Below are 24,915 nucleotides of genomic sequence, written 5' to 3'. Positions count from 1 at the left end.
TTTGCTCTTCGTGAGCAAACTTTATTTTTTATTGAGCAGTATAACCACCATCGATAACGACAGCTTGACCAGTTATACCTTTTGCTTTTTCGCTCGCTAAAAACATCGCATAATCAGCAATCTCTTGTACTTGTAATAAGCGTTTTTGTGGGACAAGTGGATAAATGACATCCTCTAACACATTTTCAAGTGGTACATTTCGTGTCGTAGCTAAATCTTGTAGTTGATTGCGTACAAGAGGTGTATCGACATAGCCTGGACAAAGCGCGTTAACGGTAATTCCATGAGTAGCGCCTTCTAAAGCGGCAACTTTTGTTAATCCAATTACGCCATGTTTCGCGCTATTGTAGGCGGATTTCCCTGCAAATCCAACGAGGCCATTAATGGATGCGACATTAATAATACGACCATACTTTTGCTTTTTCATGATTGGGAAGGCATGCTTTATTGCTATAAAAGGAGCGATTTGCATAATTTTAATTAGTAGCTCGAATTTTTCGGTCGGAAAATCTTCAATTGGTGAAACGTGTTGCATGCCTGCGTTATTAATTAATATGTCTAATGAACCGAAATGAGTAACAGTTTGAGAAATGGATGCTTCTATTTCTTCTTCGGATGTAACATCACATTTTAAGCCGATAGCTTGAAAGCCCTCTTTTTGTAGTTGTTCAGCAGCCTCTTTTGCACGTTCTTCAAGACGATCGGTAATAACGACTTTTGCACCTTCTTTTGCAAAAGCTTTTCCCATTTCATAACCAATACCACTTGCAGCACCTGTTAAAAAAACAACTCGATTTGTAACCATGATGAAAAACATCCCTTCGTAATAAAGTTCTCATATTGCTCTATTTAGAGAGTGGGTAATGAAAATCCTGCAAAGATTTGGAAAAATATTGTTAGCTATCTTGTTTTGCAAAATAGTCTCTGCTATACTATTTTGTAAAGCAAGATACTTACGCTTATCTATCTTGTAAAACAAGATAGTAGGAGGATTTGAATTATGTCGACAAGTCAAATGCTGAAAGGGATTTTAGAAGGATGCTTACTTGCTATTATTTCTGAAGGTGAAATATACGGTTATGAAATGAGTGAGAAGCTAGCAAAGTATGGCTTTACAATGGCGAGTGAGGGAAGTATTTATCCGTTATTAATACGAATGCAAAAGGAAGGATTCATAAAAAGTGTAATGAAGGAATCCCCATCTGGTCCAAAACGGAAGTATTACACGTTAACAGAAGATGGCGAAGATGCACTGGATGAATTTATGGATCGCTGGGAAGCGATGCAAAGTAGTGTGGAACGTCTACTTGAAGGGAAGGAGAGAAGAAGATAATGTTATCAAATGAAGCACGAAAATTTTTATTAGATATGAGATTGTTTTTGGCTACAAAGAGTGTGAAAGAAAGCGATATGGAAAGCTTTATTGAAGACGCAGAACTTCATTTAATAGAAGGTGAGAGTGATGGGAAAAGTGTAGAAGAAATTTTCGGAAGCTCACCGAAAGAATATGCAAATGAACTTGTAAAAGTGATGGAAAGGGATAGACAGGAAACGTGGAAGCAAATTGGTTTTACAGTAATGAATATCGTATCGTTTTGGATTATTGCTTCTATCCTAATAGTGAATAACGGATTATTACAGATGTCACTTATTCAGGGCGTGGGGTATAGTTTGTCATTGATTTTAGTTGTGATAGGTCCTAATTTTCTACTGCGCAAAATGACCTTTGTAACAAGTTTTACAAAAACTTGGTTTGCTATGTGGTCGTTAGTCATAATCGCACCAATGTTTCTAATAGGGGCTGTAACGATATTAGATGTGATTTATCCTACAAAAATGTTTATATTCACCCAAATGCAAAGTTATATATTAGCTGGTAGTATTTTCATCATTACAGTTGCAATAAATATATATTTTAATGGATGGTTTAAAAACTTATATTTAATCATCCCGCTTTCTATTATGTTAGTGTTTAAAACATTTACATCAGAAGACCTTGTTCCAATGCTATTTCAGATTATATGTTTATACGGAAGTTTATTTATTTTAATTTTCCTTGAAATTATGATGAAGACGAATAGAAGAGAAACGGTTTAATAAGGGAGGGGTTATTATGAAGATTTCTAAAGAAGGAGAAAAGTTTTTAATCGATACGAAAGTATATTTAATAACAAAAGGAATTAAAGAAGAAGATGTGGACGCTTTTTTAGAAGATGCAGAGCTTCATTTAATTGAAGGTGAGAAAGAGGGAAAGACGGTAAGTGATATATTTGGTGATTCACCAAAAGAGTATGCGGAAGAATTAGCGAAAGAGATGGAGAAGGATAAAGGCGGAAGTATAAAGACTATTTTAGGAATGATAATTGGAATAGGGGGATATTGGTTACTTACAAATATTTTATTTGAAAGCCCAAATCATGAATTTACATTAACGAATGTACAATTAATTGGATACCCAATTGTTTTAATGATTACTATTGTAGGAATTATATTTGCTTTTAAAATGTCATCATTTAAGAATAAAATAAAAGAATTTAGCATTATTTATGTAGCAGCATTGCTACCGATTTTATTACTAGTATTATTAATGTTTATGAATAAATGGTATGGGACACCTGTATTACAATTAACGACTATACAAAGTTATATACTAGCTGGAGTTATCTTGCTAGTACTGTTAATTGGAGAAGCATACATACTTGGCTGGATTGGGATATTAACTGTTATTGTCCCGCTATTCATTATGTTTGTATTTAAAGAATTAGGGAAGAACAACCCATATTGGGGAATGCTAGAGCCGTTACTTCTGTACGGAAGTTTATATGTATTAATGAGATGGTCTTTGAAAATTGAGGAGAAAAAAACTGTAAGCTAGCTTTATATTAATAGCGAACGAACTGAATTTTTTATTAAGAGGAGAACAAATATGCAAAGTATATTTCTAGGTATATTGTCTATTACATTTTTAGGTTTAACGATTTTTGGGCTATATACTACCTTTTCGAAAAAGGTACACGATGACTATTTCGATACTTTATTAGATGACACATCAGGTTATGTTTTGTTCTTCGGTTTAATAGGTAAAGGGCTGCTCTGGATATGCAAAAAATTATTTCCAAAGAAATATTATATAGAGATTTTTAGAGTAATTGTATTTATGTTTAGTTGTATATTTGCATCCGTTGCAGCCGAAATTTGGTTTATTGATTGGAATCTATTGTTTTAAACAGTAACAAAATCGTTACTGTTTTTTTCTTTGCAATAAAGAGCTTTGTAAAGAGAGAGCTTTTTGTTCGTTCGTTAATAGAGACTGAATATGGACATTTTCAGGGCGAGGGACGATCGGATACATAAGATTTGTTGGAGAAGGATGGTGCTCCGAGCCAGTTGGGGAATGAGGATCTGCGTGAGTAAGTTTTCCATGAACACGTCTTGTAAATAAAATATGACCAATTTCATGAGCGAGCGTATATATATTTTTCATAGGAGCAGCCGAGTTTGTTAAAACGATATACCCTGTAAGTTGCTGTTGTTTTGCTAAAGAGTAGGCACAGGCAATTACTGCTGTTTCTTTGAAATAATCACTGCCAATATAACAAATGTAAAGGTCGCATTCAGGAGCTTCATTTACACAAGTTTGAAAAAAGGATGCTAATTTTTCCTGACTTTGAATAGAATCTTTATAACTAATTTCACGGTCAGAAAAACGGAAGAGTTCATTTAAAACAATTACTTCTTGAATTTGAAATGTAATCGGGTGCCAAATTGACTCTGCAACTGCTAAATCTTTTGCAATACGGTCATCAGAAATATCGGCGCCTGGCGTAATGCAAATACATATATTGACGTATGGATCCATAAGGAACACCTCAACTGAAAAAATTCTTTCTATAATATATGTTGGGAAAAGATCCTATGTATGGATAAACGCCTTGTTTATTACAAGTCGAAAAAATTTCATAGTTCTATAACATGGTTTGGCTGTCTTTTTGATATAGTAAAGGAAAGGGGGAGAATATATGTATACATTAAAAATCGTTTCAGACAGAGAAGCACTGTATCAATTTGCAAGTTATGTAAGAGTTGTACAAGGGGTGGAAGATGTATATGTAGAGGTGGGAGAACCTTTATATGAACATCCTTTAATGAAATTTTATGTACATATTAAGCTTGAGGAAACATATGAGCAACATAAAGCGTTACAAGAAATAGCAAGATTAGTAGAATTAGGGCGTTTTACATATGTCCATTATCGTAATGATGAAATAGAAGAAGCTTTTGAAGCTGTAAAATATGAAAGTTTTAAGAAATAAAGGTGAAAAAAGGGAGCGAAAGCTTCCTTTTTTTCTTTAAAATTACATCAACAAAAGGAGAAAAATTTTGTTATGATAAGGGAGGGTGAGGAAAGGAGAGTTTACATATTGGGGTATATTGAAGAGTTACGCAAAGTCGTTGGTACAAGGCCGCTTATTCTAGTAGGATCAGCAATTATTATCTTAAATGATAATCAAGAAGTATTGCTTCAATATCGTTCAGATACATATGATTGGGGTGTACCTGGTGGAGCGATGGAGCTAGGAGAAACGACAGAAGAAACTGCTCGTAGAGAACTATTTGAAGAGACGGGACTAAATGCGAAAATTATGCAATTTATCGGGGTTCTTTCGGGAAAAGAAGTGTACTTCCAATATCCAAATGGAGATGAAATTTTTAATGTCATTCATCTGTATCAGGGACATCATGTGAGCGGGGAATTAAGGCTTGACCATGAAGGATTACAGCTTCAATATTTTCCAGTAGATAAGTTACCGAATTTGAATAAAACAACAGAGAAAATTTTACAAAAATTTCTATATGCATTAACAGAATAGAAGGTTAATTCCTTCTATTTTTATTATATTAAATATTTTGATTTTTTAGTATGTTTATAGTATGATAGGTGTAGACATACATCTTATGGAATTTCACCTAAAAACTGACTAGGGTACATAAGAGAGGGGCAAGTGCAAAATGCATAATGTTGTTATTACAGCTGCAGTTCGTTCGCCAATTGGAACTTTTGGGGGAGCGCTAAAAAATGTAACGCCAGTAGAATTAGCTGTTCCTGTACTTCAGGAAGCTGTAAAACGAGGCGGGGTAGAACCACACGAAGTTGATGAAGTGATTTTAGGTCATTGTATTCAAAGAACTGATGAAGCAAATACGGCGAGAACGGCTGCATTAGCGGCAGGGTTTCCTGACACAGTTACAGGTTATACAATCCAACGCCAATGTTCTTCAGGTATGCAAGCAATTATGTCGGCTGCAATGCAAATTCAATTAGGTGTAAGTGAAGTTGTCGTTGCAGGTGGAGTAGAAGCAATGAGTTCAAGCCCTTATGCATTAAAACAACACCGCTGGGGACAACGCCTACAACACGGAGAAATTCGTGATACGGTGTGGGAAGTATTAGAAGATCCAATTCATCATATTATGATGGGGGAAACAGCGGAAAATTTAGTTGAACAATATGAAATTACAAGAGAGGAACAAGATGAAGTTGCGCTTCGCAGTCATACATTGGCGCTGAAGGCAATCGAGTCTGGATATTTTGACGATCAAATTGTTCCTATTACAATAAAAGAACGTAGAAAAGAAGTAGTATTTTCGAAGGATGAACATCCACGTGCTGACATTACAGCAGAAAAATTAGCAGGATTAAAACCAGCTTTCCGTAAAGGCGGATCTGTAACGGCAGGGAATGCATCTGGTCTGAATGACGGAAGCGCGGTTCTAGTATTAATGAGCGAAGAAAAAGCGAAAGAAAAAGGCTTACAACCGTTAGCTAGAATTGTTGGATATTCAGTAGCTGGAGTAGATCCAAAAATTATGGGGATTGGACCAGCACCAGCAATTCGTAAAGGATTAGAAAAAGTAGATTGGTCATTAGAAGATGCAGATTTACTGGAAATTAATGAAGCTTTCGCTGCGCAATACTTAGCTGTAGAGAAAGAACTAGGTTTAGATCGTGAAAAAGTGAATGTAAACGGTAGTGGTGTAGGACTTGGACATCCAATCGGTTGTACAGGAGCTCGTATTACTGTAAGTTTAATTCATGAATTGAAGAGACGCGGGTTAGAAAAAGGAATTGCCTCTCTATGCGTCGGCGGCGGTATTGGGGTAGCATTATTTATAGAAGCACTATAAAAAGAAGCAGCAATCGCTGCTTCTTTTTATTAAGAATCAAATAAATGATGAAATAATCGATCACGATTTTCAAAGAAAAGTTTCGTCGTTTGGTAATGCTCGGTGTCTTCTAAGGCGGACTCGTGAATTCCTTCTTGTGTTAAAGAGTATATGGTGGATTCAGGATAAGCCATTAAAATTGGAGAATGCGTTGCGATAACAAATTGTGAACCTTGTTCCGCTAGTTCATGCATTCGAATGAGCATAGAAAGTTGTCTCATTGGTGATAGAGCGGCCTCGGGCTCATCTAAAATGTATAAGCCTTGTCCTGAAAAACGATTCATAAATAAGGAGAAAAATGACTCACCGTGTGATTGGGCGTGTAGTGAAGTACCACCATATGAGTCAATAATTGGATTTCCACGTGCTTCTGAATCGGCATCCATTTCATCAATATAAGAAGCAACGTTATAAAATGATTCGGCACGAAGAAAGAAACCGTCATTTGGTGTATTGAAACTTTTGGAAATTCGAAGGTATTCATGTAAAGATGAATGGGAATCGTTTGTACTAAAACGGAAGTTTTTCGTTCCACCTTCTGCATTAAATCCTAAAGCAATTGCAATCGCTTCGAGTAATGTTGACTTCCCCGTTCCATTTTCTCCAATAATGAATGTTACATTTGGATGGAAAGCTAGTGATTGTAATGTTCGAATAGCGGGTAAACAGTAAGGGTATGCGGAGAAACTAGGGATATTTTCTTTTTTTAATGTGACATTTTGTAAAAAGGGTACATCAATCAATATAGAAACCTCAATTCATAACGGATTTTGATTCTAAAAAAGCAGCAAATACAAGGGTAAGACAACTTGCAAATAGTATTGTATATTGAAGTGCGCCAAAGCCAAGACCTTCCCAGCTGAAAATCATTCTCTTCCATATGAAAATAAAAAGAGTGCTTATAAAACCAACGAGAGCAGGTATATATTTTATAATTTTGTAGTGCTTCCATAGATAGAAGCCAATGTATGTACTTAAAAACAAGGTAAACAGAACAAGAAAAAAGACAAGTGTTAATGACACGTGAACTCCCTCCTTATTTTCTGAATATTTATGTGGATTATATCATTTAAACTATCATATTCCAATGTGAAAATAAATATTGCATGGAGATTATTCATGTCGTTATGATAGATAGTATGTAATCTATTGTAATTCTGAAAAGGAGCTAAAACATGCCGTTTACATTTGCACATCCAGCAGCAGTTCTTCCTTTTGCAAAAAAGTATTCTCAACATATTTCAGTAACGGCTCTTATATTAGGTAGTATGGCGCCTGACTTTGAATATTTCCTACACTTTAGACCGTATGGTGTAATTGGGCATACGTGGCTTGGATTCTTATATTTTAATTTACCACTCGTATTTTTATTAGCATACATATATCATTACATTTTAAAAAAGCCGTTTATAACACATTTACCTAAACCATTTGCTGGCTACTATACATATGCAGTAGATGAGAGGTGGGGGCTTTACACAAGGAAAGATTTCTTTGTATTTTGTTATTCAGCATTATTCGGTATGTTAACGCATGTTGTTTGGGATGCATTCACTCATAAGACAGGCTATTTTGTTATGAAAATACCATTATTGCAAAGAGAATGGTACGGTATCTCTGTTTATAAATATATGCAACATGGAAGTACATGTATTGGTTTTCTGTTATTAGTATACGTTTTATGGAAGTGTAGAAATGAAATGGGTAAAGACCTTATTTTAGCTTCGGAAAAAATAAAATATTGGATTTCGATAATTGTTGTGGCAGCTATTATATTTATCGTGCACGCGTTCGTAGATCCCTATTTTCATATTTTCCAAATAGGGGGTATAATAGTATCTGGACTGACAAGTTCGTTTTGTGGACTTCTTATTGTTTCTATAGTTTACAAAGCAAGGGACTAATTTTATATTCATGAATGATAGTGTTAGGAGAAATTAAATGATGAAAGCATGGAAAAGTATTTTTATTTTATGTAGTTTTCTTCTTATGTTAAGTGGTTGCTTCCATCAAGAAGAAAAGAAAGTTGAACCGAAGAAGAAAGAATCTATTCCTGAAACAAAAGAATATGGTGGACGTGAGCTGAAAAAAGTAGGACAAAAAGTGAAAGAAACTGGATGGGGTACTTTTAAGTTAGAGCAGATTCATTCAGTAAATCAAACATTTGAAGTAGCACCAATGAAAATTCACGTACAAGATGTGAAAGTAATCTCTTTATCACAGATGAGTAAAGATGCAAAAAATACATTAAAAGTATATACGGCATTAACTCCTGAAGAAGTAAAGCGTAGATTAGGAGATAAAGTAAGTCAAGAAGATGCAGAGTTATATGCATCGCTAAGTGGAACAGAGATTAGTGATACGATTCGTTACGTTGAAATTACATATAAGGTGGAAAATAGCGGGAATAAAAATATACAATTTTTCTCTATGAATGATGTTGCGATTAATGATAAACAACATTTTAAAGTAGCAACGCAAAACTTTTTATATGATGAAGATACGCTCGTTGGTACAAAAAATGTATCAAGGGAAGACTATAAGCCTGGTGAAACAAGAGATGGTATTATCGGCCTAATACTTGATGATGGAAAAGAAAAGGTAAAGGATATTAAATTTACAACAGATAATGTAATCGCAGCAAATACAGAAACGCAAGATGTTGTAAAAGAGCCACAAACTTTTAACATCTCACTTTCTGAGTAAGTTGTTTTTAAATATATGCAAGAAAAAACAGTCAGCGCTCAAACTATTATGCTGACTGTTTTTTCTGTTCTTCTATGTATGAATCTACACTTTGAAAAGGTACCTTAATTTTAAACGCATCTTTTTGTTCATGAAATTGTTTTTCATTATAGGGGCCAAAACGTTTATTATGCTTTACGTCAATAATCCAATAATGCTCGCTTTTTTTATTTGCAATTGCTGCGTCAGGATTATTAGGATCTGACTTTTCCTCAGTTTGTTTTGCAATAATGTATTTATCATCCCAGGCTATGTCTGTAATTTTTGCAGGAATGTATTGTGTGGCATATACAGCATCTTGCGTGGGGAAAAGTTCAAATGCATTTCCAGAAGTACGTATGAGTTCGTATTCATCGTTAATCGTATATGTTATATGATTTGTATTTCCAGCACAACCGGCTAATAGGAATGCGACGAATAGGATTATCCATTTTTTCAATATGGGAACCTCCTTTACAATGCTGTTGTAACACATTGTACAAGAAAAGTAAGAGAAACGCTAGTTTACAATGTTTTTTAGAAGTGGTACGATGAGACGGGTAAAGAAGGATATGAAGGAGTCGACATAAAAATGAAGTTAAAGATGCATCGTCCAGCGCTTGTAATGAACCGCATAGGTGCTTCCCTAATTGACATGTTTTTAATCTCGGTTATGTATGGTGCAGTAGTAGCTGTTATGACTGGAAATTATAGTGCTATTTTTAATCGCTTTAATATTAGTTTTGGCGATTATAGATATGATCTTGCAGTAGTTTTTATATTAATGGCGATATATTTTATTTTGCTACCCTTTATTTGGAACGGTGTAACACTTGGTAAAAAGGTAACGAGAATAAAATTAATTTCATTGAAGAGTGAAAAGTTAACATTACAAACATTAACGATTCGATTTTTTGTATTGTTATTACCGAACATATTACTGCTTGGAATTCCGATATTATGTAACGTATATATGATGTTATTCCGCAAAGATAATTGTGGTTTTCAGGATTTAATTACAAAAACGAAAGTGATAAGTCTTGTATAACAAAAAGAGACCTTTTTATATAAAAAGGTCTCTTTTTGTTATACAAATATATTTTAATGGATATATAATAGGGAAAAAGTTAATCTATATCATTTTCGAATTTAATAGATTGAAAATTAAGAAAATGTTATGATGATGAAAATAATATGTTTATATAATAAGGGGGAAATTGAAATGACTGGAGGTAGCGTAATCTTTTGGGGGATTTTAATTTTCATCGGTTTAGTTTTCGATCAGCGTAATAGTAAGAAAAAAGAAGGAATAAAAAAGTAACCGTTTACAAATGAATAAGTAACTTTTCTTGCTTGCAGACTAATCTCATAAAGGAGTATACTGAATGACGGTAAGACTTATAGAAGGGGTAATGAAAATGAAGCTTGCAGGAAAAGTTGCTATCGTAACTGGCGGTGGCATCGGTATTGGACGTAATACAGCTCTTTTGTTGGCTAAACAAGGCGCAAAAGTAATTGTGACGGACATTGATCAAGAAAGTGGACAAGCAACAGTGGAGGAAATTACGAATCTAGGCGGAGAAGCACTTTTTGTATCCTATAATATGGAAAAACAAGGAGATTGGCAACGCGTAATCAGCATTACTTTGAATGCATTCAGTCGCATTGATATGCTTTTTCAAAATGCTGGTTTATATAAAATAGATTCTATATTTTCACGCCAACAAGAGAACGATTCCAATGTACTTTGTATTAATGACGTATGGATAGAGATAAAACAATTAACGTCATCTTTTATGAAACAGCAAGAAGAAGTGGTGCTAAGTGACTTACCGATTTTCGGTATTATTAGCACGAAAGGACAATCATTTCATACAGTAGAAGCCCTCGTATAATAGTGAAAACCGCCCTCAATATATGTGGACGGTTTTTTTGTATGAAAATTATTTTTTAACGAATGCGTTGTTCGTTTTGACTATCAAAGAAATGCGCTTTATTCATATCAAATGCTAGTTTAATTTGGTCACCAGGTGAAAATGTATGTCTTGCATCAACACGTGCTGCAAAATCTTGATTTCCAAGTTTCATATATAAAATAGATTCAGCACCTAATAACTCAGCAACTTCAATTTTTGTTGTGAAGGCAGTAGATTGTGAAGCTTCTAAAAATAATAGTTCATCATGAATGTCCTCAGGACGAATACCTAAAACAATGTCTTTATTTACATAGCCTTGTTCACGTAATATCTTCATTTTTCCTTCAGTTACTTTAATTTTTGCAGCATTGTCTATAACGAAATCGGTTTCAGTTAATTTACCACGGAAGAAATTCATCGCTGGAGAGCCGATAAATCCACCAACAAAAATGTTTTCAGGTGTTTCATATACTTCTTTTGGAGTACCGATTTGTTGAATTTTTCCGTCTTTCATAACAACAAGACGAGAAGCCATTGTCATCGCTTCAGTTTGATCATGCGTTACATAAATTGTTGTCGTACCAAGGCGGTGGTGTAACTTAGAAATTTCTGAGCGCATTGCAACACGTAATTTAGCGTCTAAGTTAGATAATGGCTCATCCATTAAGAACACTTTCGCGTCTCGAACGATTGCTCTCCCTAACGCAACACGTTGACGTTGTCCACCAGATAATGCTTTCGGTTTTCTATCTAAATATTGTTCCAGTCCTAAAATTTTTGCTGCATCTTTTACACGACGATCAATTTCATCTTTTGGTATTTTTCTAAGTTTTAATCCAAATGCCATATTATCATACACACTCATATGTGGATATAGGGCATAGTTTTGGAAGACCATTGCGATATCACGGTCTTTTGGAGGGACATCATTCATTAGCTTACCATCAATTGAAAACTCTCCTTTTGAAATATCTTCAAGTCCAGCCACCATTCGTAATGTTGTAGATTTTCCGCATCCAGAAGGACCGACAAATACGATAAATTCTTTATCTTGAATGTGTAAATTGAAGTCTGTTACAGCTGTTACGTTATTATCATATATTTTATAAATGTTTTCTAATTTCAGTTCTGCCATGGTATTTCCCCCTAGAAATAATTATGCAAACGTTTTCTTTGAGTTCATTATAAACGAATAGATTCAAAAAATAAACAAAAAAATAAAACGTTTTCATGAATTGGAAGAATATTAGTAAATTTCGTATGTTTTCTTAGAAAAATAAGAATAAAAGTTGTAAGCGCTATTTTAAATTAAGATGGAATCTGTTATCATTCATTAATGAAAACGTTTGCGCCTTGGAAAAAGAGAAAATTGAATTATGAATGAAATGGGGTAGCATAATGGAAAAACAGTGGTGGAAAGAAAGCGTAGTATATCAAATTTATCCTCGTAGCTTTATGGATAGCAACGGTGATGGCATCGGGGATCTTCGCGGTATTATTTCAAAGTTAGATTACTTAAAAGAATTAGGGATTGATGTAATTTGGTTATCACCAGTCTATGAATCTCCAAATGATGATAATGGTTATGATATAAGTGATTATTGTAAAATTATGAATGAGTTCGGCACAATGGAAGATTGGGATGAGCTATTACATGAAATGCATGAACGTAATATGAAACTTATGATGGACTTAGTTGTTAATCATACTTCTGATGAACATAATTGGTTTATTGAATCACGTAAATCAAAAGATAATAAATATAGAGATTACTATATATGGCGTCCTGGAAAAGAAGGAAAAGAGCCGAATAACTGGGGAGCAGCGTTTAGCGGATCTGCATGGCAGTATGATGAAATGACAGATGAATATTATTTACATCTGTTTTCTAAAAAACAGCCAGATTTAAATTGGGATAATGAAAAGGTAAGACAAGATGTTTATGAAATGATGAAGTTTTGGTTAGAAAAAGGAATTGATGGCTTCCGTATGGATGTTATTAATTTTATTTCTAAAGAAGAGGGATTACCAGCTGTTGAAACAGAAGAAGAGGGGTATGTTTCAGGTCATAAGTATTTTATGAACGGTCCAAACATTCATAAATATTTACATGAAATGAATGAAGAAGTATTGTCTCATTATGATATTATGACGGTTGGTGAAATGCCTGGTGTAACGACAGAAGAAGCGAAATTGTATACCGGGGAAGAACGAAAAGAACTGCAGATGGTATTCCAATTTGAACATATGGATTTAGACTCAGGAGAAGGCGGAAAATGGGATGTAAAACCATGTTCACTTCTTACTTTAAAAGAGAATTTAACGAAGTGGCAAAAAGCATTAGAACATACAGGCTGGAATAGTCTGTATTGGAATAACCATGATCAGCCTCGTGTTGTATCTCGTTTTGGTAATGATGGAATGTATCGCATTGAATCTGCGAAAATGTTAGCGACGGTGCTTCATATGATGAAAGGAACACCTTATATTTATCAAGGCGAAGAAATCGGAATGACAAATGTTCGATTTGAATCGATTGATGAATATCGAGATATTGAAACATTAAATATGTATAAGGAAAAAGTGATAGAGCGCGGTGAAAATATAGATAAAGTGATGCAGTCTATTTATATAAAAGGCAGAGATAATGCTAGAACACCGATGCAGTGGGATGATAAAGATCATGCTGGATTCACAACAGGTGAGCCCTGGATTACGGTAAACCCTAACTATAAAGAAATCAATGTGAAACAAGCGATCCAAAATAAAGATTCAATTTTTTATTATTATAAAAAATTAATTGAGTTACGCAAAAATAACGAAATAGTTGTGTATGGATCATATGATTTAATATTGGAGAATAATCCATCTATTTTTGCATACGTAAGAACGTATGGAGAAGAAAAACTTCTTGTTATTGCAAACTTTACTGCGGAAGAATGTGTATTTGAATTGCCTGAGGACATTAGTTATAGTGAAGCAGAGTTATTTATACACAATTACGACGTAGAGAATGGACCGATAGATAACATGACATTACGTCCGTATGAAGCAATCGTGTTCAAATTGAAATAAGAAAAATCCTTATACCACTTTGGTATAAGGATTTTTTTGGTTACCATTTTAATATGGAGAATCCATATGGAGGAAGTGTAACTTGTAATACACTTGCTTCCGCTGAAAATTCTTCGTTTGTATAAATATTAATGATTTTCTTTCCAGTAACATGGAGAGGCAGTGAAGCTGTAATATCACTATTAGTCGGATTTAAAACGAAAAAGATAGTTTCATCTTCATATGTTTTTGTGTAAGAAATATAATTATGTTCATCATTTGCTTCAATAAATTGGAAAGTACCATGTCCTCCAAATGCTTTATATTGCTTTCGTAACGAAATTAATGTTTGTACATGTGTAAATAATAGATGATCTTGTTCTTTCGTACCCCAAACCATACATTTGCGGCAATCAGGGTCCATACCGCCATCCATACCAATTTCGTCTCCATAATAAATACAAGGAGAGCCGATGAAAGAAAGGTGGAATACATAAAGTAACTTTAACTTATTTTTATCTCCGTTACATGTTGTCAATATTCTTGGTGTATCATGGCTGTCTAATAAATGAAATGCTGCTTCATTTACATTCATAGAGTAGGAATGTAGAGATTCTATAATTTGTTTCATAAATTCATTTGCCTTAATGGAATTGTTAGCAAAGTAAGACAGTAGAGCGTTTGTAACAGGGTAGCTCATTACAGCATCAAATTGATCCCCTTGTAGCCAAGGAAGTGCATCATGCCAAATTTCACCTAAAATATATACTTCAGGATTTAATGCTTTTATCTCACTTCGGAATTCTCTCCAAAAGTTATGGTCGACTTCATTTGCTACATCAAGGCGCCAACCGTCTATATTGAATTCTTTTACCCAATAACGCCCTACTTCAAGTAAGTATTCTTTTACATCCGGGTGTGCTGTGTTTAATTTCGGCATATACGGTGTAAACGCGAAAGTATCATAATTCGGGAGTGGCTCAGTTCTAATTGGGAACTCATGAATATGGAACCAATCTTTATATGCTGACTGTTCACCATTTTCTAGTACGTCTTGAAATTTATCGAAAAAGTATCCGCTGTGATTGAATACGGCATCGAGCATTACTTTTATACCGTGTGTATGACATGCCTCAACGAGTTCTTTGAATGTTTCTTTTGTGCCAAATTGAGGATCGATTTCCATGTAGTCAATTGTGTCATATTTATGGTTTGAATGTGCTTTGAAAATAGGTGTGAAATATATTCCCGAAATTCCAAGCTTAACAAGGTAATCGAGGTTTTGTATAATACCAGCAAAATCTCCGCCGAAAAAATTAGTTGGAGTTGGTTCAGCGCTTCCCCAAGGAAGGGTGTTTTCTGGATTCAACGTATGATCTCCATTAGCGAACCGTTCTGGGAAAATTTGATACCAAACAGTATCTTTAATCCAGGAAGGTGCTTTGAATACATCATTTGCATGAATAAATGGAAAACAGAAAAAGTTACCAACGTCATCATTTGGAATGCTAGAAAAAAATCCACGTTCTGCATAAATAAGCGTTTCTGTCTCTGCTTTTAATTCAAATCCATAACGTAAGCGCTTAAATTTTGGCTCGATGGAAATGGACCAATAATCAAATAATGCAGTAGAACCAGTTTTTTTCATCGGTGCACTTGAAGAAATCCACTTCCCGTCTGTCCATTCATAAGGATCACCATAAATAAGATTGGTGCTTTGAACATCGTCTCTTTTCGTACGTATTCGGATATGAATCGTTTTTTCATCGTAAGCGTATGCGTAATTATCTTTTGGCCTATGATAGATGGCGTCTTTAAGCATATAAAAAATCCCCCTTTACTATCTCTATGCATATTGTTCCCTTAAGTATAATAATAAAGCATATGTTGCAAACGATTGCTTTTTGCATAGCTTTAATATTGCTTATAAGAGTAGTATTCATTTCATATAAAGTCAATCTATAAAGAGTGTAGTAATAATATTTTAAAAATTAATATTTGCAAAATGAATAAAAGAATGTATAATGATAGACAAATAGCGCAAACGTTTTCATAGATTGAGATATCGTTTGCGCTTCTATTAAACTATTCAATGCAAACGTTTTCAATTAGTAAGGTACATATACAATTCAGGGAGGTTTTTGGGATGAAGAAAGCATTATCATTATTAACGGTTTCAGCATTATCAATTGGTATGTTATCTGCATGTGGACCGAAAGATTCAGGGAAAAAAGAAGAAAGTAAAGCAAAGAAAGATTACGATCTACTCGTTTGGGAAGATGATAAAAAAGGTGTTGGTTTAGAACCAGCAGTGAAAAGCTTTGAGGAAAAATATAAAGTAAAAGTAAAAGTTGTTGAAATGCAAATGACAGATCAAGTGAAGAAGTTACGCCTTGATGGACCAGCGGGGACGGGACCAGATGTTGTAACATTGCCACATGATCAAATCGGAAATGCAGTAACAGAAGGTTTACTTTCTGAAGTGAAAGCTGATGATGCTGTAAAGAGTAAATTTACTGATTCATCAATAGAAGCACAGACATATAACGGAAAATTATATGGTTTACCAAAAGCAATTGAGACACCAGTCTTTATTTACAATAAAAAACTAATGCCAAAAGCGCCAGAAACGATGGACGAGCTGTTTAACTTCTCAAAAGAATTTACGAAAGATGGCAAGTACGGATTTTTAGCATTAGGAGATAACTTCTACTTTGCTAATGCATTCATGGCAGGTATGGGTGGTTATGTGTTTGGTGAAAAAGATGGAAAGCCAAATGCAAGTGATGTTGGATTAAATAATAGCGGAGCAGTACAAGGTGCTGAGTATCTTCAAAAATGGTACAAAGAAAAGTTATTCCCGAAAGGTATTATCGGTGAATCTGGTGGACCTGCTGCTGATGGGCTATTTAATGAAGGAAAAGCAGCATCTATCATGAACGGCCCTTGGGCGTTCCAAGCAATGGAAAAGAACGGAATTGATTATGGCGTTGCTCCAATGCCGAAATTACCAAATGGTCAACCAATGAAAACGTTTGTTGGGGTTAAAGGATGGCATGTAACAAGTTTCTCTAAACAAAATGATTTAGCTACAAAGTTCACTGAATGGGTAACGAATGAAGAAAACGCAAAAATTCGATTTGAGAAGACGAAAGAAATTCCTCCAGTAAAAGCAGTAATGGAAGATCCAATTATTAAAGATAACGAAGCTGCAAAAGCAGTTGCAACACAATCTGAAAATGGAATTCCAATGCCAAACATTCCAGAAATGCAAGAAGTATGGAAACCAGCTGGAGATGCGCTTCAATTAGTTGTTACGGATAAAGAGGCACCAAAAGCAGCACTTGATAATGCAGTGAAGCAAATTAAAGGTAATATTGAGGCAAATCATAGTAAGAAAAAATAAGGTGAAATTCGTGCCTCTAATATGAGGGGCACGAATTCTCTCCCAGGAAAAAAGGGGGAAGGAACATGCAAACATCTATGGAACCAGCAAACGGCTTAAACGGTTCAAAACATAGGAAAATGGCAACCATGTTATCAATCATTCCAGGCGTGGGCCAAATGTATAATAAACAATTTGTAAAAGGTCTTATTTTTCTAGTATTAACAGGTTCATTTATTGTAGCCTTTGCTGATTTATTAAATATGGGATTATGGGGAATTGTAACGCTTGGTACAGAAGTTCCACGTGACCATTCTGTCTTTCTATTAGTAGAAGGAATCTTGGCACTCATTGTCATCGTGTTTGGACTCGGAATATATGCATTTAATTTATATGATGCATACCAAAACGGAAAGAAACGGGATATAGGAACACCGTTAAACTCTGTAAAAGAGCAATACCGTAATTTACTAGACCAAGGTTTTCCGTATTTAATGGTTTCACCAGGGTTTTTATTACTTATCTTTGTCGTTGTATTTCCAATCATTTTCGTAATTTTAATTGGATTTACGAACTATGATTTATATCATTCTCCTCCAGCTAAATTAGTAGATTGGGTAGGGTTTAAAAACTTTATTGATATCTTTACATTACCGATGTGGAGAGAAACGTTTTTAAGTGTATTTTCTTGGACTGTCATCTGGACATTCGTTGCAACGACATTACAAGTTGCGCTTGGTATTTTCTTAGCGATTATCGTAAATCAGCCTGGTATTAAAGGGAAGGCGATTATTCGAACAATCTTCATTTTACCGTGGGCGGTCCCAGCATTCGTATCTATTCTTGTTTTCTCTGGTATGTTTAATGAAACATTTGGAGCGATTAACAATCAAGTATTAGCTTTATTCGGAATTGAAAAGATTGCTTGGATGACAGATCCATTTTGGGCGAAGATTGCTTTAATTATGATTCAAACGTGGCTTGGATTCCCGTTCGTCTTTGCAATGACAACAGGTATACTGCAATCGATTCCAGGAGAATTATACGAAGCGGCTACAGTAGATGGAGCTACAGCGTGGCAACAGTTTCGTAAAATTACATTGCCACTTGTTCTATATGCAACAGCACCAATATTAATTACGCAATATACGTTTAACTTTAATAACTTTAGTATCATCTATCTATTTAACGGCGGAGGTCCTGCTGTAGCTGGACAAGACGCAGGTGGAACAGATATTTTAATTTCATGGATTTATAAGTTAACGATGACTTCCGCGCAGTACGGAAAAGCAGCAGCTCTTACAATGATCTTATCGTTAATCGTTATTACAGTTGCGTTATGGCAATTTAAGAGAACAAAATCATTCCAAGAAGAGGATATGATGTAAATGAATATTAAAAGACAAAAGATGTTACGTCTCTCATTAAGTTATCTCGTTATTTTCGTAATGTGTGCCATCATTTTCTATCCATTATTATGGATTATTGGCTCATCGTTTAATCCGGGTGATAGTTTATCTGGATCAAGTATTATTCCGCAAAATGCAACGCTAGATCATTATCGTAAGTTATTAGATTTAGAGAATAGTAATTATTTACTATGGTATAAAAACACATTAAAAGTAAGTGTTTTAACGATGATTTTTTCAGTGTTAGCAATTAGTTTTACTGCTTATGCATTTTCGAGATACCGTTTTGTTGGAAGAAAAAATGGTTTATTAACATTTTTAATTTTGCAAATGATTCCAAACTTTGCAGCGTTAATCGCTTTATACGTATTAGCACAGTTAACAGGATTAATTGATACGCACCTTGCATTAATTTTAATTTATGTAGGCGGGGCAATTCCAATGAATACATGGCTTATGAAAGGGTATTTTGATACGATCCCGAAAGAATTGGATGAGTCAGCTCGTATGGATGGAGCAGGACATTTTCGTATTTTTTGGCAAATCATTATGCCACTTGCAAAGCCAATCGTAGCGGTTGTAGCGTTATTTACTTTCATCGGCCCATTTACAGATTTTATTTTAGCGAGTATTATTTTGCGCACACCAGAAAATTATACGTTAGCAGTTGGATTATATGAAATGGTGGCGAAGAAATTTGGGAATGAATTTACAACGTTCGCAGCGGGTTCCGTATTGATTGCAATCCCAATTTCAATTTTATTCCTATCACTACAAAAATACTTTATCTCTGGTTTAACTGCTGGAGGTACGAAAGGATGAAAAATGGGACATTATGTCCCATTTTTCTTTTCATCTTCCTATAAAACATTTTATAGGGAGATGAAAAGAGATTTGACATCCCATATGAAAAGAAGTGAAATAAATAGTATATTATAGTATAGGAAAAAAGAGCTCTATCCCTTACAATACATGGAGAGGGAGAATATGATAGGTTTTACAAGATAGAATCAATGAAAGTTTATGACTTCCCCTATTACTTGCAACGGGTGCAAGATGAAAATATATAAAATGGCAGAGAAGTGAAAGGAGGGGGATTTTTATGACAGTTACAATTAAAGATGTGGCGAAGAAGGCGAATGTAGCACCATCTACCGTTTCTCGTGTAATTGCTGATAATCCAAGTATAAGTGAAAAAACAAAGCGTCGTGTTCGGAAAGTAATGAGTGAACTAGGGTATCATCCTAATTTAAACGCAAGAAACCTAGCTAACCAAACAACAAAAACACTTGGCCTTGTTATGCCAAGTTCTGCAAGTAAAGCTTTTCAAAATCCGTTTTTCCCAGAAGTTATAAGAGGGATTAGTTCGTTTGCACATGTGGAAGGGTATGCGCTTTATATGTCGACAGGTGAAACGGAAGATGAAATTTTTAATGGTGTTGTAAAAATGGTGCAAGGGCGCCAAATTGGTGGCATTATTCTTTTATATTCAAGAGAGAATGATCGGATTATTCAATATTTACATAAACAAAATTTCCCGTTCGTATTAATCGGGAAACCATATGATCGTAAAGAAGAAATTACATATGTAGATAATGACAATTATACAGCTGCAAGAGAAGTAGCAGAATATTTGATTTCATTAGGTCATAAACAAATCGCGTTCATCGGCGGTGGATCAGATTTACTTGTGACGAGAGATCGTTTGGCTGGTATGAGTGATGCTTTAAAATTAGCAGACATTGTATTGCCGAAAGAGTATATTTTACATTTTGATTTTTCAAGAGAAAGTGGTCAACAAGCCGTGGAGGAATTAATGGGGCTAAAGCAACCACCGACAGCAATTATGGCAACGGATGACTTGATTGGACTTGGTGTGCTAAGTGCACTTTCTAAAAAAGGATTCGTTGTACCGAAGGATGTTTCAATTGTAAGCTTTAATAATGCTTTATTATCAGAAATTGCGAGTCCTCCGCTTTCAACAGTTGACGTGAATATATATCAGCTAGGATATGAGGCAGCAAAAGCTTTAGTTGATAAAGTAGAGAATGCGGAGTCTACTGCAAAGTGTATCATTATTCCGCATAAATTACTGAAGCGTCAAACTTGCGATCATTATGCATAAAAAAAGCTAAGAGTTTAACTCTTAGCTTTTTTGTTGTAGAAAGGCTTCTAAACGGTCACAGCCTTCTTTTAAAGTTTCAATACTATATGCATAGGATAAGCGAAGGTAGCCTTCACCATATTCAGAGAATGCTGTTCCAGGAACGACGGCAAGTCCAGCTTCTTTCACAAGATCAAGTGCAAAATCAAATGATGAAGATGTTAAATGGCCAACATATGGGAATAAGTAAAATGCACCTGTTGGCTTTTCAACTGTTAAGCCCATTTGAATGAGTCTATTATATACGTAATCACGTCGTTTTTTGTATTGATGACGCATCATTTTTGGTGCATCTTTAGCAGCTGTTAAAGCTTCAATTGCAGCATATTGAGCGATTGAAGTAGCGCACGTTACATTGTATTGATGAACTTTTAATATATGCCCAGCTAAATATCTTGGTGCGAATAATAGACCGATACGCCAGCCGGTCATAGAATGTGATTTTGATAAACCGTTAATGACGATAGACTTTTCACGCATTTCTGGGAAATGAGCGATCGATGTATGTGTCTGTTCATATACAAGTTCGCTATAAATTTCATCAGAAAGAACGAAAATATTTTTATCTTTTAAAACATCTACAATATCCTGTAGTTCTTCTTTTGATAAAGTTACACCAGTTGGATTAGAAGGATACGGCAGTACGACGCATCTTGTTTTTTCTGTAATGGCCTTTTCCAGTGCTTCGGCTGTTAAACGGAAGCCAGTTTCACGAACATCGATAAAAATAGGTGTTGCGCCGCATAATCGAATAATCGGTTCGTACCCTGGATAAATAGGGGCAGGTAAAATGACTTCTGTTCCTGGCTCTAAAATCGTTCGAAATGCAACATCAATTGCTTCACTAGCACCGATTGTAACGATGGTTTCGTTTTCAGGTGAATAATGTAAATCATAGTTATCTTTTACAAAGTTACAAGCTGCCTTGCGTAACTCTAGTAAACCAGCGTTATGTGTATAGCTTGTATAATTTTCTGTAATAGCCCGTTTTGCCGCTTCTTTTACGAGAGAAGGTGTAGGAAAATCAGGTTGTCCAATTGTTAAAGAGATAAGATTATCATAGTTTTGAATCATGTTAGAGAATTGACGGATTCCAGAAATTTGGATGTCCTTTACTCTAGGGTTAATGAATTGTTCCATTGTATCTCCCTTTCTTCCGTTTGAAAATTAAGTTCATTTTAACATATTTTCTATCATTTCGCTTGCGTATATGGTATGTAGAAAGAGAGGAATAATAGAAAAAAAGCCGCTGTAAGCGACTTTTTAATATCCGTATTCCCAATCTATTTCATCTTCATTCCAAAGTACAGAGGATACTTTGCCAAGGTGAACAACTGATTCATTCACAGCGCATGTGCAATTTTCTTCTCCTGTTTTATGTTGTAACTCTTCATACACTGATTTTTCAACATTTTCTAGAACGACCAAATTTTCTTCTTTTAAAACAAGCGTAGTACCCGCCATATTTATCTTCCTCCTACTAAAATAATGATCACTTATTTGTAAACATAGATAGTATGGATTATATGCTGTATTTTGCTATAGTTGTCCGTCTTATGAAGTATTTTTTATTTTCTTTGTAATCCGTATTCATTGTATACTGTCGGGCAGAAATTTGGTACAGGGTTTACATTCATTTCGAAAATCTGTAACAATTATTATGTGTTGTTAACAAAGAATTAACAAATATGTTAAGAAAAATCAAAATTTTAAAACAAACAAACCTGTAAAATGATATAATCATATCAAAATACATATAGGGGATGAGAGGCTATGGAGCTTATCCGTGATTTAATGATCCAAATTGCCATCATTATTTTGCCACTATTTTTATACGAAGCGATTCGTTTAAATCGTTATCAAGAAATGCCTCCGAAGCCGAACCGCTACTTTATTATGTTTTTATCTAGCATTACACTCGTTCTCTCTATGACATATTCTATTTGTTTTGGGGACGTTTGCGGGTATAACTTTCACCCAATCCCAATTGTTAGTGGTTTTTTATATGGTGGGATTGTTGGTTTAATCCCGGCCGTTATTTTTGTTGTCTATGAATGGGCGCTAAAGGGCATAAACCTTCTTCCAGTCATAGAAGTAATATTTCTATTGATAGTTCCATTATTTTTATCAAAGAAATGGTCTCTATTTTCAAGGGATAAGAAGCTAATTTTAGCATTTATGATTTCATCATTGTACGTACTTGTTTCTTTAGTGATTGGTATGATTAACGTTCTGTTAGAAACGGGGTTTACACCATATGTTTCGCACTTATATAGCGGATATATATTTGCTTCGCTTATTATGGTTATGACAATGGTATTTCAGGTGTACTTAACAGAATATTTAAATGAAAATGCAATACTACGTACAGAGATGCAAAAGTCAGAGAAACTTAATATTGTAAGTGAGTTAGCAGCAAGTGTTGCACATGAGGTTCGAAATCCGCTCACTGTTGTTCGTGGTTTTATTCAATTGCTAGAAAGTACGGAAGATGTGAAGAACAAGGATTATATGCGTCTCGTATTAGCTGAATTGGACCGGGCAGAACAAATTATTTCAGATTATTTAAATTTAGCAAGACCACAAATTGAGAAAAAAGAACATATTTGCTTATCCGCTCAATTAATAGAAATGACAACTCTTATGTCATCATTTGCAGCGATGCAAGGTGTATATTTGCAAGTTGAGATTTCTGAAAGTCTTTATACGATCGGTGATAAAACGAAATTGAAGCAAGCTATTATGAATGTTGTTAAAAATGGTATTGAAGCAATTCAAGGAAATAAAGGATATTTAAAAGTAACAGCTATGCAAAAAGATGAAACGATTGTAATAAGAGTTAAAGATAGTGGTGTTGGGATGACGAAAGAACAATTAGCAAGGCTCGGACAACCGTATTATTCTTTAAAAGAAAAAGGGACAGGATTAGGACTAATGGTAACATTTAGTATTTTACAAGCGCATAATGGTACGCTGGAATATAAAAGCGAAAGTGGGAAAGGAACTGAAGCGATTATTATATTGCCAGCTGTAAGAAATAAGGAATAAAAGTTACCGATAGAAGGTAACTTTTTATTTTATATTAGAAAAAATATATTATGCTATTCAGTTGTTTTTTCTTGTTTTGTTCGGCTAAATAAACTTCTAAATGATTGGAAAAAGCTTTGTTCTTTTGAGGCGGCGACTAATCTTTTTGTTTCTTGAATTTCGCGAATTACTTGCATAAGTTGTGCATCACGGTTGCTATCTTTATTATAAATTTGATTTACGAGTTTATTCATTTTTTCTTCTTGTTTAGATTCTCGTTTATACATATGATTCATTAATAAGTCCATCTTTTCTTTTTGCAGAGCATCTGTTTGAGCGGCATGATCCACTAACTCTTGTAGCATTTTTTCCTGAGATCCTTCTTTTACATAAACTTGTTGCATCAACTCATCTAGCTTTTCATCTTTTAAACGATTTTGGGTAATAAGGGTAGAATTTTGATGAATAATGGCTTCATTTAGTTGAGCGAGCATTTCAAGTTTTAACATGAACTCCTCGAAGTTACGCCCATCTTCTTTTTCTTTCGGTTGTATTTCTTGCGTATTTTGTATAACTGGTACAGGTGGGGCCTCTTTTTCTTTTAAAATAATTGATATCGTTTCTGAAATATCTTCCTGCAATGTAGCAGCTCTTTCATGTATAGATTTCAATAGTTTTAAATCATCAAGTTTATAAATACGAGCATCAGCTGTTTTGGAAATTATATAACCATGTTCCTCTAACAGTTGACTATATTTGCGGACTATATGTTTTGGGATGCCTGTTTTATTCGTCACATCTTTCGTTTTATAGGTAGCTTCCATAATATTTCCTCCCCAAAAAGTATCGTATATATCATTTCAATCTTTTATGAGGACTTCCTTTGAAAAAGAATGTCGGAAGGTTATTAGTTTTCTACAGCATTAGTGAAAAGATGAAGAAAAATGAGAGTTTTTGGCGGAATGGCGAAGAAGAGCTGAAATAATGTCTGAAAACATAGACAGGAGAAGT

General features: G+C 34.6%; 28 protein-coding genes. 18 read left to right on the top strand and 10 right to left on the bottom strand.

Features of this window, described 5'->3' with window-relative positions:
- Window positions 1-28 precede the first annotated feature (28 nt).
- Complete coding sequence (locus tag ACTFSI_RS02510; RefSeq protein ID WP_070806777.1) at window positions 29-805, bottom strand: 3-hydroxybutyrate dehydrogenase; 777 nt, start codon at window positions 803-805, stop codon at window positions 29-31.
- 195 nt (window positions 806-1,000) lie between these two features.
- On the opposite strand from ACTFSI_RS02510, the gene ACTFSI_RS02505 reads away from it, so the two are divergent.
- The 4 genes from ACTFSI_RS02505 to ACTFSI_RS02490 are packed head-to-tail and all read left to right on the top strand — an operon-like array spanning window position 1,001 to window position 3,226.
- Window positions 1,001-1,333: a PadR family transcriptional regulator gene (locus tag ACTFSI_RS02505; protein ID WP_070806776.1), complete on the top strand. Its 333-nt coding sequence runs from the start codon at window positions 1,001-1,003 to the stop codon at window positions 1,331-1,333.
- On the top strand, window positions 1,333-2,097 hold the full coding sequence (locus tag ACTFSI_RS02500; RefSeq protein WP_000950437.1) for a DUF1129 domain-containing protein: 765 nt from the start codon (window positions 1,333-1,335) through the stop codon (window positions 2,095-2,097). Before ACTFSI_RS02505 ends, ACTFSI_RS02500 begins: the two co-directional genes overlap by 1 nt.
- Window positions 2,098-2,113: 16 nt before the next feature.
- A complete protein-coding gene (locus ACTFSI_RS02495; protein WP_000703256.1) occupies window positions 2,114-2,875 on the top strand; it encodes a DUF1129 domain-containing protein in 762 nt (253 codons plus the stop codon).
- 51 nt (window positions 2,876-2,926) lie between these two features.
- Window positions 2,927-3,226: a hypothetical protein gene (locus ACTFSI_RS02490; RefSeq protein ID WP_001190634.1), complete on the top strand. Its 300-nt coding sequence runs from the start codon at window positions 2,927-2,929 to the stop codon at window positions 3,224-3,226.
- 15 nt (window positions 3,227-3,241) lie between these two features.
- Here ACTFSI_RS02490 and ACTFSI_RS02485 read toward each other — a convergent pair whose 3' ends face one another.
- The gene (locus ACTFSI_RS02485) at window positions 3,242-3,859 is read right to left on the bottom strand and encodes an ImmA/IrrE family metallo-endopeptidase (RefSeq protein WP_000371612.1); all 618 of its coding nucleotides are present in this window, start codon (window positions 3,857-3,859) and stop codon (window positions 3,242-3,244) included.
- 160 nt (window positions 3,860-4,019) lie between these two features.
- Here ACTFSI_RS02485 and ACTFSI_RS02480 point away from each other — a divergent pair, with 160 nt between their 5' ends.
- The 3 genes from ACTFSI_RS02480 (at window position 4,020) to ACTFSI_RS02470 (ending at window position 6,186) form a co-directional block, all read left to right on the top strand.
- Window positions 4,020-4,313 carry a DUF3928 family protein gene (locus ACTFSI_RS02480; RefSeq protein ID WP_000288327.1) on the top strand — a complete coding sequence of 98 codons (294 nt, stop codon included), beginning with the start codon at window positions 4,020-4,022 and terminating at the stop codon, window positions 4,311-4,313.
- Between the two features lie 108 nt (window positions 4,314-4,421).
- On the top strand, window positions 4,422-4,871 hold the full coding sequence (locus tag ACTFSI_RS02475) for an NUDIX hydrolase (protein WP_000540524.1): 450 nt from the start codon (window positions 4,422-4,424) through the stop codon (window positions 4,869-4,871).
- Window positions 4,872-5,010: 139 nt separating this feature from the next.
- The gene (locus ACTFSI_RS02470) at window positions 5,011-6,186 is read left to right on the top strand and encodes an acetyl-CoA C-acetyltransferase (RefSeq protein WP_000552088.1); all 1,176 of its coding nucleotides are present in this window, start codon (window positions 5,011-5,013) and stop codon (window positions 6,184-6,186) included.
- Between the two features lie 29 nt (window positions 6,187-6,215).
- On the opposite strand, the gene ACTFSI_RS02465 is transcribed toward ACTFSI_RS02470, so the two are convergent.
- Complete coding sequence (locus ACTFSI_RS02465) at window positions 6,216-6,968, bottom strand: AAA family ATPase (protein WP_000567995.1); 753 nt, start codon at window positions 6,966-6,968, stop codon at window positions 6,216-6,218.
- Window positions 6,969-6,978: 10 nt separating this feature from the next.
- Window positions 6,979-7,248, bottom strand: a complete 270-nt coding sequence (locus ACTFSI_RS02460) for a hypothetical protein (protein WP_000059971.1) — start codon at window positions 7,246-7,248, stop codon at window positions 6,979-6,981.
- Between the two features lie 152 nt (window positions 7,249-7,400).
- Here ACTFSI_RS02460 and ACTFSI_RS02455 point away from each other — a divergent pair, with 152 nt between their 5' ends.
- Both ACTFSI_RS02455 and ACTFSI_RS02450 read left to right on the top strand, forming a co-directional pair.
- Window positions 7,401-8,129 carry a DUF4184 family protein gene (locus ACTFSI_RS02455; protein ID WP_001116879.1) on the top strand — a complete coding sequence of 243 codons (729 nt, stop codon included), beginning with the start codon at window positions 7,401-7,403 and terminating at the stop codon, window positions 8,127-8,129.
- A gap of 37 nt (window positions 8,130-8,166) precedes the next feature.
- Window positions 8,167-8,931, top strand: coding sequence for a hypothetical protein (locus ACTFSI_RS02450; RefSeq protein ID WP_000973883.1), 765 nt, complete (start codon window positions 8,167-8,169; stop codon window positions 8,929-8,931).
- Window positions 8,932-8,977: 46 nt separating this feature from the next.
- On the opposite strand, the gene ACTFSI_RS02445 is transcribed toward ACTFSI_RS02450, so the two are convergent.
- A complete protein-coding gene (locus ACTFSI_RS02445) occupies window positions 8,978-9,409 on the bottom strand; it encodes a DUF3997 domain-containing protein (protein ID WP_000758783.1) in 432 nt (143 codons plus the stop codon).
- A 132-nt stretch (window positions 9,410-9,541) separates the two neighbouring features.
- Here ACTFSI_RS02445 and ACTFSI_RS02440 point away from each other — a divergent pair, with 132 nt between their 5' ends.
- The 3 genes from ACTFSI_RS02440 to ACTFSI_RS02430 all read left to right on the top strand — a co-directional run bounded on the left by ACTFSI_RS02440 (window position 9,542) and on the right by ACTFSI_RS02430 (window position 10,844).
- Window positions 9,542-9,997 carry an RDD family protein gene (locus tag ACTFSI_RS02440; protein ID WP_000769088.1) on the top strand — a complete coding sequence of 152 codons (456 nt, stop codon included), beginning with the start codon at window positions 9,542-9,544 and terminating at the stop codon, window positions 9,995-9,997.
- 174 nt (window positions 9,998-10,171) lie between these two features.
- A complete protein-coding gene (locus tag ACTFSI_RS02435; RefSeq protein ID WP_000145656.1) occupies window positions 10,172-10,270 on the top strand; it encodes a hypothetical protein in 99 nt (32 codons plus the stop codon).
- Between the two features lie 64 nt (window positions 10,271-10,334).
- Window positions 10,335-10,844, top strand: a complete 510-nt coding sequence (locus ACTFSI_RS02430) for an SDR family NAD(P)-dependent oxidoreductase (protein ID WP_000218426.1) — start codon at window positions 10,335-10,337, stop codon at window positions 10,842-10,844.
- A 55-nt stretch (window positions 10,845-10,899) separates the two neighbouring features.
- Here ACTFSI_RS02430 and ACTFSI_RS02425 read toward each other — a convergent pair whose 3' ends face one another.
- Window positions 10,900-12,000 (bottom strand): ABC transporter ATP-binding protein, encoded by a 1,101-nt coding sequence (locus ACTFSI_RS02425; RefSeq protein WP_000818923.1) that lies wholly within the window; start codon window positions 11,998-12,000, stop codon window positions 10,900-10,902.
- Between the two features lie 263 nt (window positions 12,001-12,263).
- Between ACTFSI_RS02425 and malL the strand changes: the two genes are divergently transcribed.
- Window positions 12,264-13,940, top strand: coding sequence for an oligo-1,6-glucosidase (gene malL / locus ACTFSI_RS02420; protein ID WP_000415194.1), 1,677 nt, complete (start codon window positions 12,264-12,266; stop codon window positions 13,938-13,940).
- Window positions 13,941-13,980: 40 nt separating this feature from the next.
- On the opposite strand, the gene ACTFSI_RS02415 is transcribed toward malL, so the two are convergent.
- Window positions 13,981-15,741, bottom strand: a complete 1,761-nt coding sequence (locus ACTFSI_RS02415) for an alpha-glycosidase (protein ID WP_440045220.1) — start codon at window positions 15,739-15,741, stop codon at window positions 13,981-13,983.
- Between the two features lie 324 nt (window positions 15,742-16,065).
- On the opposite strand from ACTFSI_RS02415, the gene ACTFSI_RS02410 reads away from it, so the two are divergent.
- From ACTFSI_RS02410 to malR, 4 genes are all read left to right on the top strand, one after another.
- Window positions 16,066-17,325, top strand: a complete 1,260-nt coding sequence (locus ACTFSI_RS02410) for an extracellular solute-binding protein (protein WP_000709918.1) — start codon at window positions 16,066-16,068, stop codon at window positions 17,323-17,325.
- A gap of 65 nt (window positions 17,326-17,390) precedes the next feature.
- On the top strand, window positions 17,391-18,692 hold the full coding sequence (malC, locus tag ACTFSI_RS02405) for a maltosaccharide ABC transporter permease MalC (RefSeq protein WP_001194989.1): 1,302 nt from the start codon (window positions 17,391-17,393) through the stop codon (window positions 18,690-18,692).
- A complete protein-coding gene (malD, locus tag ACTFSI_RS02400) occupies window positions 18,693-19,535 on the top strand; it encodes a maltosaccharide ABC transporter permease MalD (RefSeq protein WP_001022608.1) in 843 nt (280 codons plus the stop codon).
- A 280-nt stretch (window positions 19,536-19,815) separates the two neighbouring features.
- Window positions 19,816-20,838, top strand: a complete 1,023-nt coding sequence (malR, locus tag ACTFSI_RS02395) for a maltose operon transcriptional repressor MalR (RefSeq protein WP_000219043.1) — start codon at window positions 19,816-19,818, stop codon at window positions 20,836-20,838.
- 21 nt (window positions 20,839-20,859) lie between these two features.
- On the opposite strand, the gene ACTFSI_RS02390 is transcribed toward malR, so the two are convergent.
- Together ACTFSI_RS02390 and ACTFSI_RS02385 are read right to left on the bottom strand one after the other, a co-directional pair.
- On the bottom strand, window positions 20,860-22,017 hold the full coding sequence (locus tag ACTFSI_RS02390; RefSeq protein ID WP_265153405.1) for an aminotransferase A: 1,158 nt from the start codon (window positions 22,015-22,017) through the stop codon (window positions 20,860-20,862).
- A 123-nt stretch (window positions 22,018-22,140) separates the two neighbouring features.
- A complete protein-coding gene (locus ACTFSI_RS02385; RefSeq protein WP_000929285.1) occupies window positions 22,141-22,341 on the bottom strand; it encodes a hypothetical protein in 201 nt (66 codons plus the stop codon).
- 309 nt (window positions 22,342-22,650) lie between these two features.
- On the opposite strand from ACTFSI_RS02385, the gene kinB reads away from it, so the two are divergent.
- A complete protein-coding gene (gene kinB, locus ACTFSI_RS02380) occupies window positions 22,651-23,925 on the top strand; it encodes a sporulation sensor histidine kinase KinB (RefSeq protein WP_000420387.1) in 1,275 nt (424 codons plus the stop codon).
- Between the two features lie 53 nt (window positions 23,926-23,978).
- Here the strand turns inward: kinB and ACTFSI_RS02375 are convergent, their stop codons facing one another.
- Window positions 23,979-24,728, bottom strand: coding sequence for a DUF3967 domain-containing protein (locus tag ACTFSI_RS02375; protein ID WP_139895616.1), 750 nt, complete (start codon window positions 24,726-24,728; stop codon window positions 23,979-23,981).
- Between the last annotated feature and the right edge of the window lie 187 nt (window positions 24,729-24,915).

This window comes from Bacillus cereus group sp. MYBK101-2, from assembly GCF_051918845.1.
GTDB lineage: Bacteria > Bacillota > Bacilli > Bacillales > Bacillaceae_G > Bacillus_A > Bacillus_A paranthracis.
The sequence above is the reverse complement of the archived record's forward strand: the minus strand, read 5'-3'. Positions and strand labels throughout refer to the sequence as shown.

What these genes read in the sequence shown, in the direction of transcription:
- ACTFSI_RS02510 (WP_070806777.1), bottom strand. Translation starts at nt 805, where the DNA reads ATGGTTACAAATCGAGTTGTTTTTTTAACAGGTGCTGCAAGTGGTATT.
- ACTFSI_RS02505 (WP_070806776.1), top strand. Translation starts at nt 1,001, where the DNA reads ATGTCGACAAGTCAAATGCTGAAAGGGATTTTAGAAGGATGCTTACTT.
- ACTFSI_RS02500 (WP_000950437.1), top strand. Translation starts at nt 1,333, where the DNA reads ATGTTATCAAATGAAGCACGAAAATTTTTATTAGATATGAGATTGTTT.
- ACTFSI_RS02495 (WP_000703256.1), top strand. Translation starts at nt 2,114, where the DNA reads ATGAAGATTTCTAAAGAAGGAGAAAAGTTTTTAATCGATACGAAAGTA.
- ACTFSI_RS02490 (WP_001190634.1), top strand. Translation starts at nt 2,927, where the DNA reads ATGCAAAGTATATTTCTAGGTATATTGTCTATTACATTTTTAGGTTTA.
- ACTFSI_RS02485 (WP_000371612.1), bottom strand. Translation starts at nt 3,859, where the DNA reads ATGGATCCATACGTCAATATATGTATTTGCATTACGCCAGGCGCCGAT.
- ACTFSI_RS02480 (WP_000288327.1), top strand. Translation starts at nt 4,020, where the DNA reads ATGTATACATTAAAAATCGTTTCAGACAGAGAAGCACTGTATCAATTT.
- ACTFSI_RS02470 (WP_000552088.1), top strand. Translation starts at nt 5,011, where the DNA reads ATGCATAATGTTGTTATTACAGCTGCAGTTCGTTCGCCAATTGGAACT.
- ACTFSI_RS02455 (WP_001116879.1), top strand. Translation starts at nt 7,401, where the DNA reads ATGCCGTTTACATTTGCACATCCAGCAGCAGTTCTTCCTTTTGCAAAA.
- ACTFSI_RS02450 (WP_000973883.1), top strand. Translation starts at nt 8,167, where the DNA reads ATGATGAAAGCATGGAAAAGTATTTTTATTTTATGTAGTTTTCTTCTT.
- ACTFSI_RS02440 (WP_000769088.1), top strand. Translation starts at nt 9,542, where the DNA reads ATGAAGTTAAAGATGCATCGTCCAGCGCTTGTAATGAACCGCATAGGT.
- ACTFSI_RS02435 (WP_000145656.1), top strand. Translation starts at nt 10,172, where the DNA reads ATGACTGGAGGTAGCGTAATCTTTTGGGGGATTTTAATTTTCATCGGT.
- ACTFSI_RS02430 (WP_000218426.1), top strand. Translation starts at nt 10,335, where the DNA reads ATGACGGTAAGACTTATAGAAGGGGTAATGAAAATGAAGCTTGCAGGA.
- ACTFSI_RS02425 (WP_000818923.1), bottom strand. Translation starts at nt 12,000, where the DNA reads ATGGCAGAACTGAAATTAGAAAACATTTATAAAATATATGATAATAAC.
- malL (WP_000415194.1), top strand. Translation starts at nt 12,264, where the DNA reads ATGGAAAAACAGTGGTGGAAAGAAAGCGTAGTATATCAAATTTATCCT.
- ACTFSI_RS02415 (WP_440045220.1), bottom strand. Translation starts at nt 15,741, where the DNA reads ATGCTTAAAGACGCCATCTATCATAGGCCAAAAGATAATTACGCATAC.
- ACTFSI_RS02410 (WP_000709918.1), top strand. Translation starts at nt 16,066, where the DNA reads ATGAAGAAAGCATTATCATTATTAACGGTTTCAGCATTATCAATTGGT.
- malC (WP_001194989.1), top strand. Translation starts at nt 17,391, where the DNA reads ATGCAAACATCTATGGAACCAGCAAACGGCTTAAACGGTTCAAAACAT.
- malD (WP_001022608.1), top strand. Translation starts at nt 18,693, where the DNA reads ATGAATATTAAAAGACAAAAGATGTTACGTCTCTCATTAAGTTATCTC.
- malR (WP_000219043.1), top strand. Translation starts at nt 19,816, where the DNA reads ATGACAGTTACAATTAAAGATGTGGCGAAGAAGGCGAATGTAGCACCA.
- ACTFSI_RS02390 (WP_265153405.1), bottom strand. Translation starts at nt 22,017, where the DNA reads ATGGAACAATTCATTAACCCTAGAGTAAAGGACATCCAAATTTCTGGA.
- ACTFSI_RS02385 (WP_000929285.1), bottom strand. Translation starts at nt 22,341, where the DNA reads ATGGCGGGTACTACGCTTGTTTTAAAAGAAGAAAATTTGGTCGTTCTA.
- kinB (WP_000420387.1), top strand. Translation starts at nt 22,651, where the DNA reads ATGGAGCTTATCCGTGATTTAATGATCCAAATTGCCATCATTATTTTG.
- ACTFSI_RS02375 (WP_139895616.1), bottom strand. Translation starts at nt 24,728, where the DNA reads ATGGAAGCTACCTATAAAACGAAAGATGTGACGAATAAAACAGGCATC.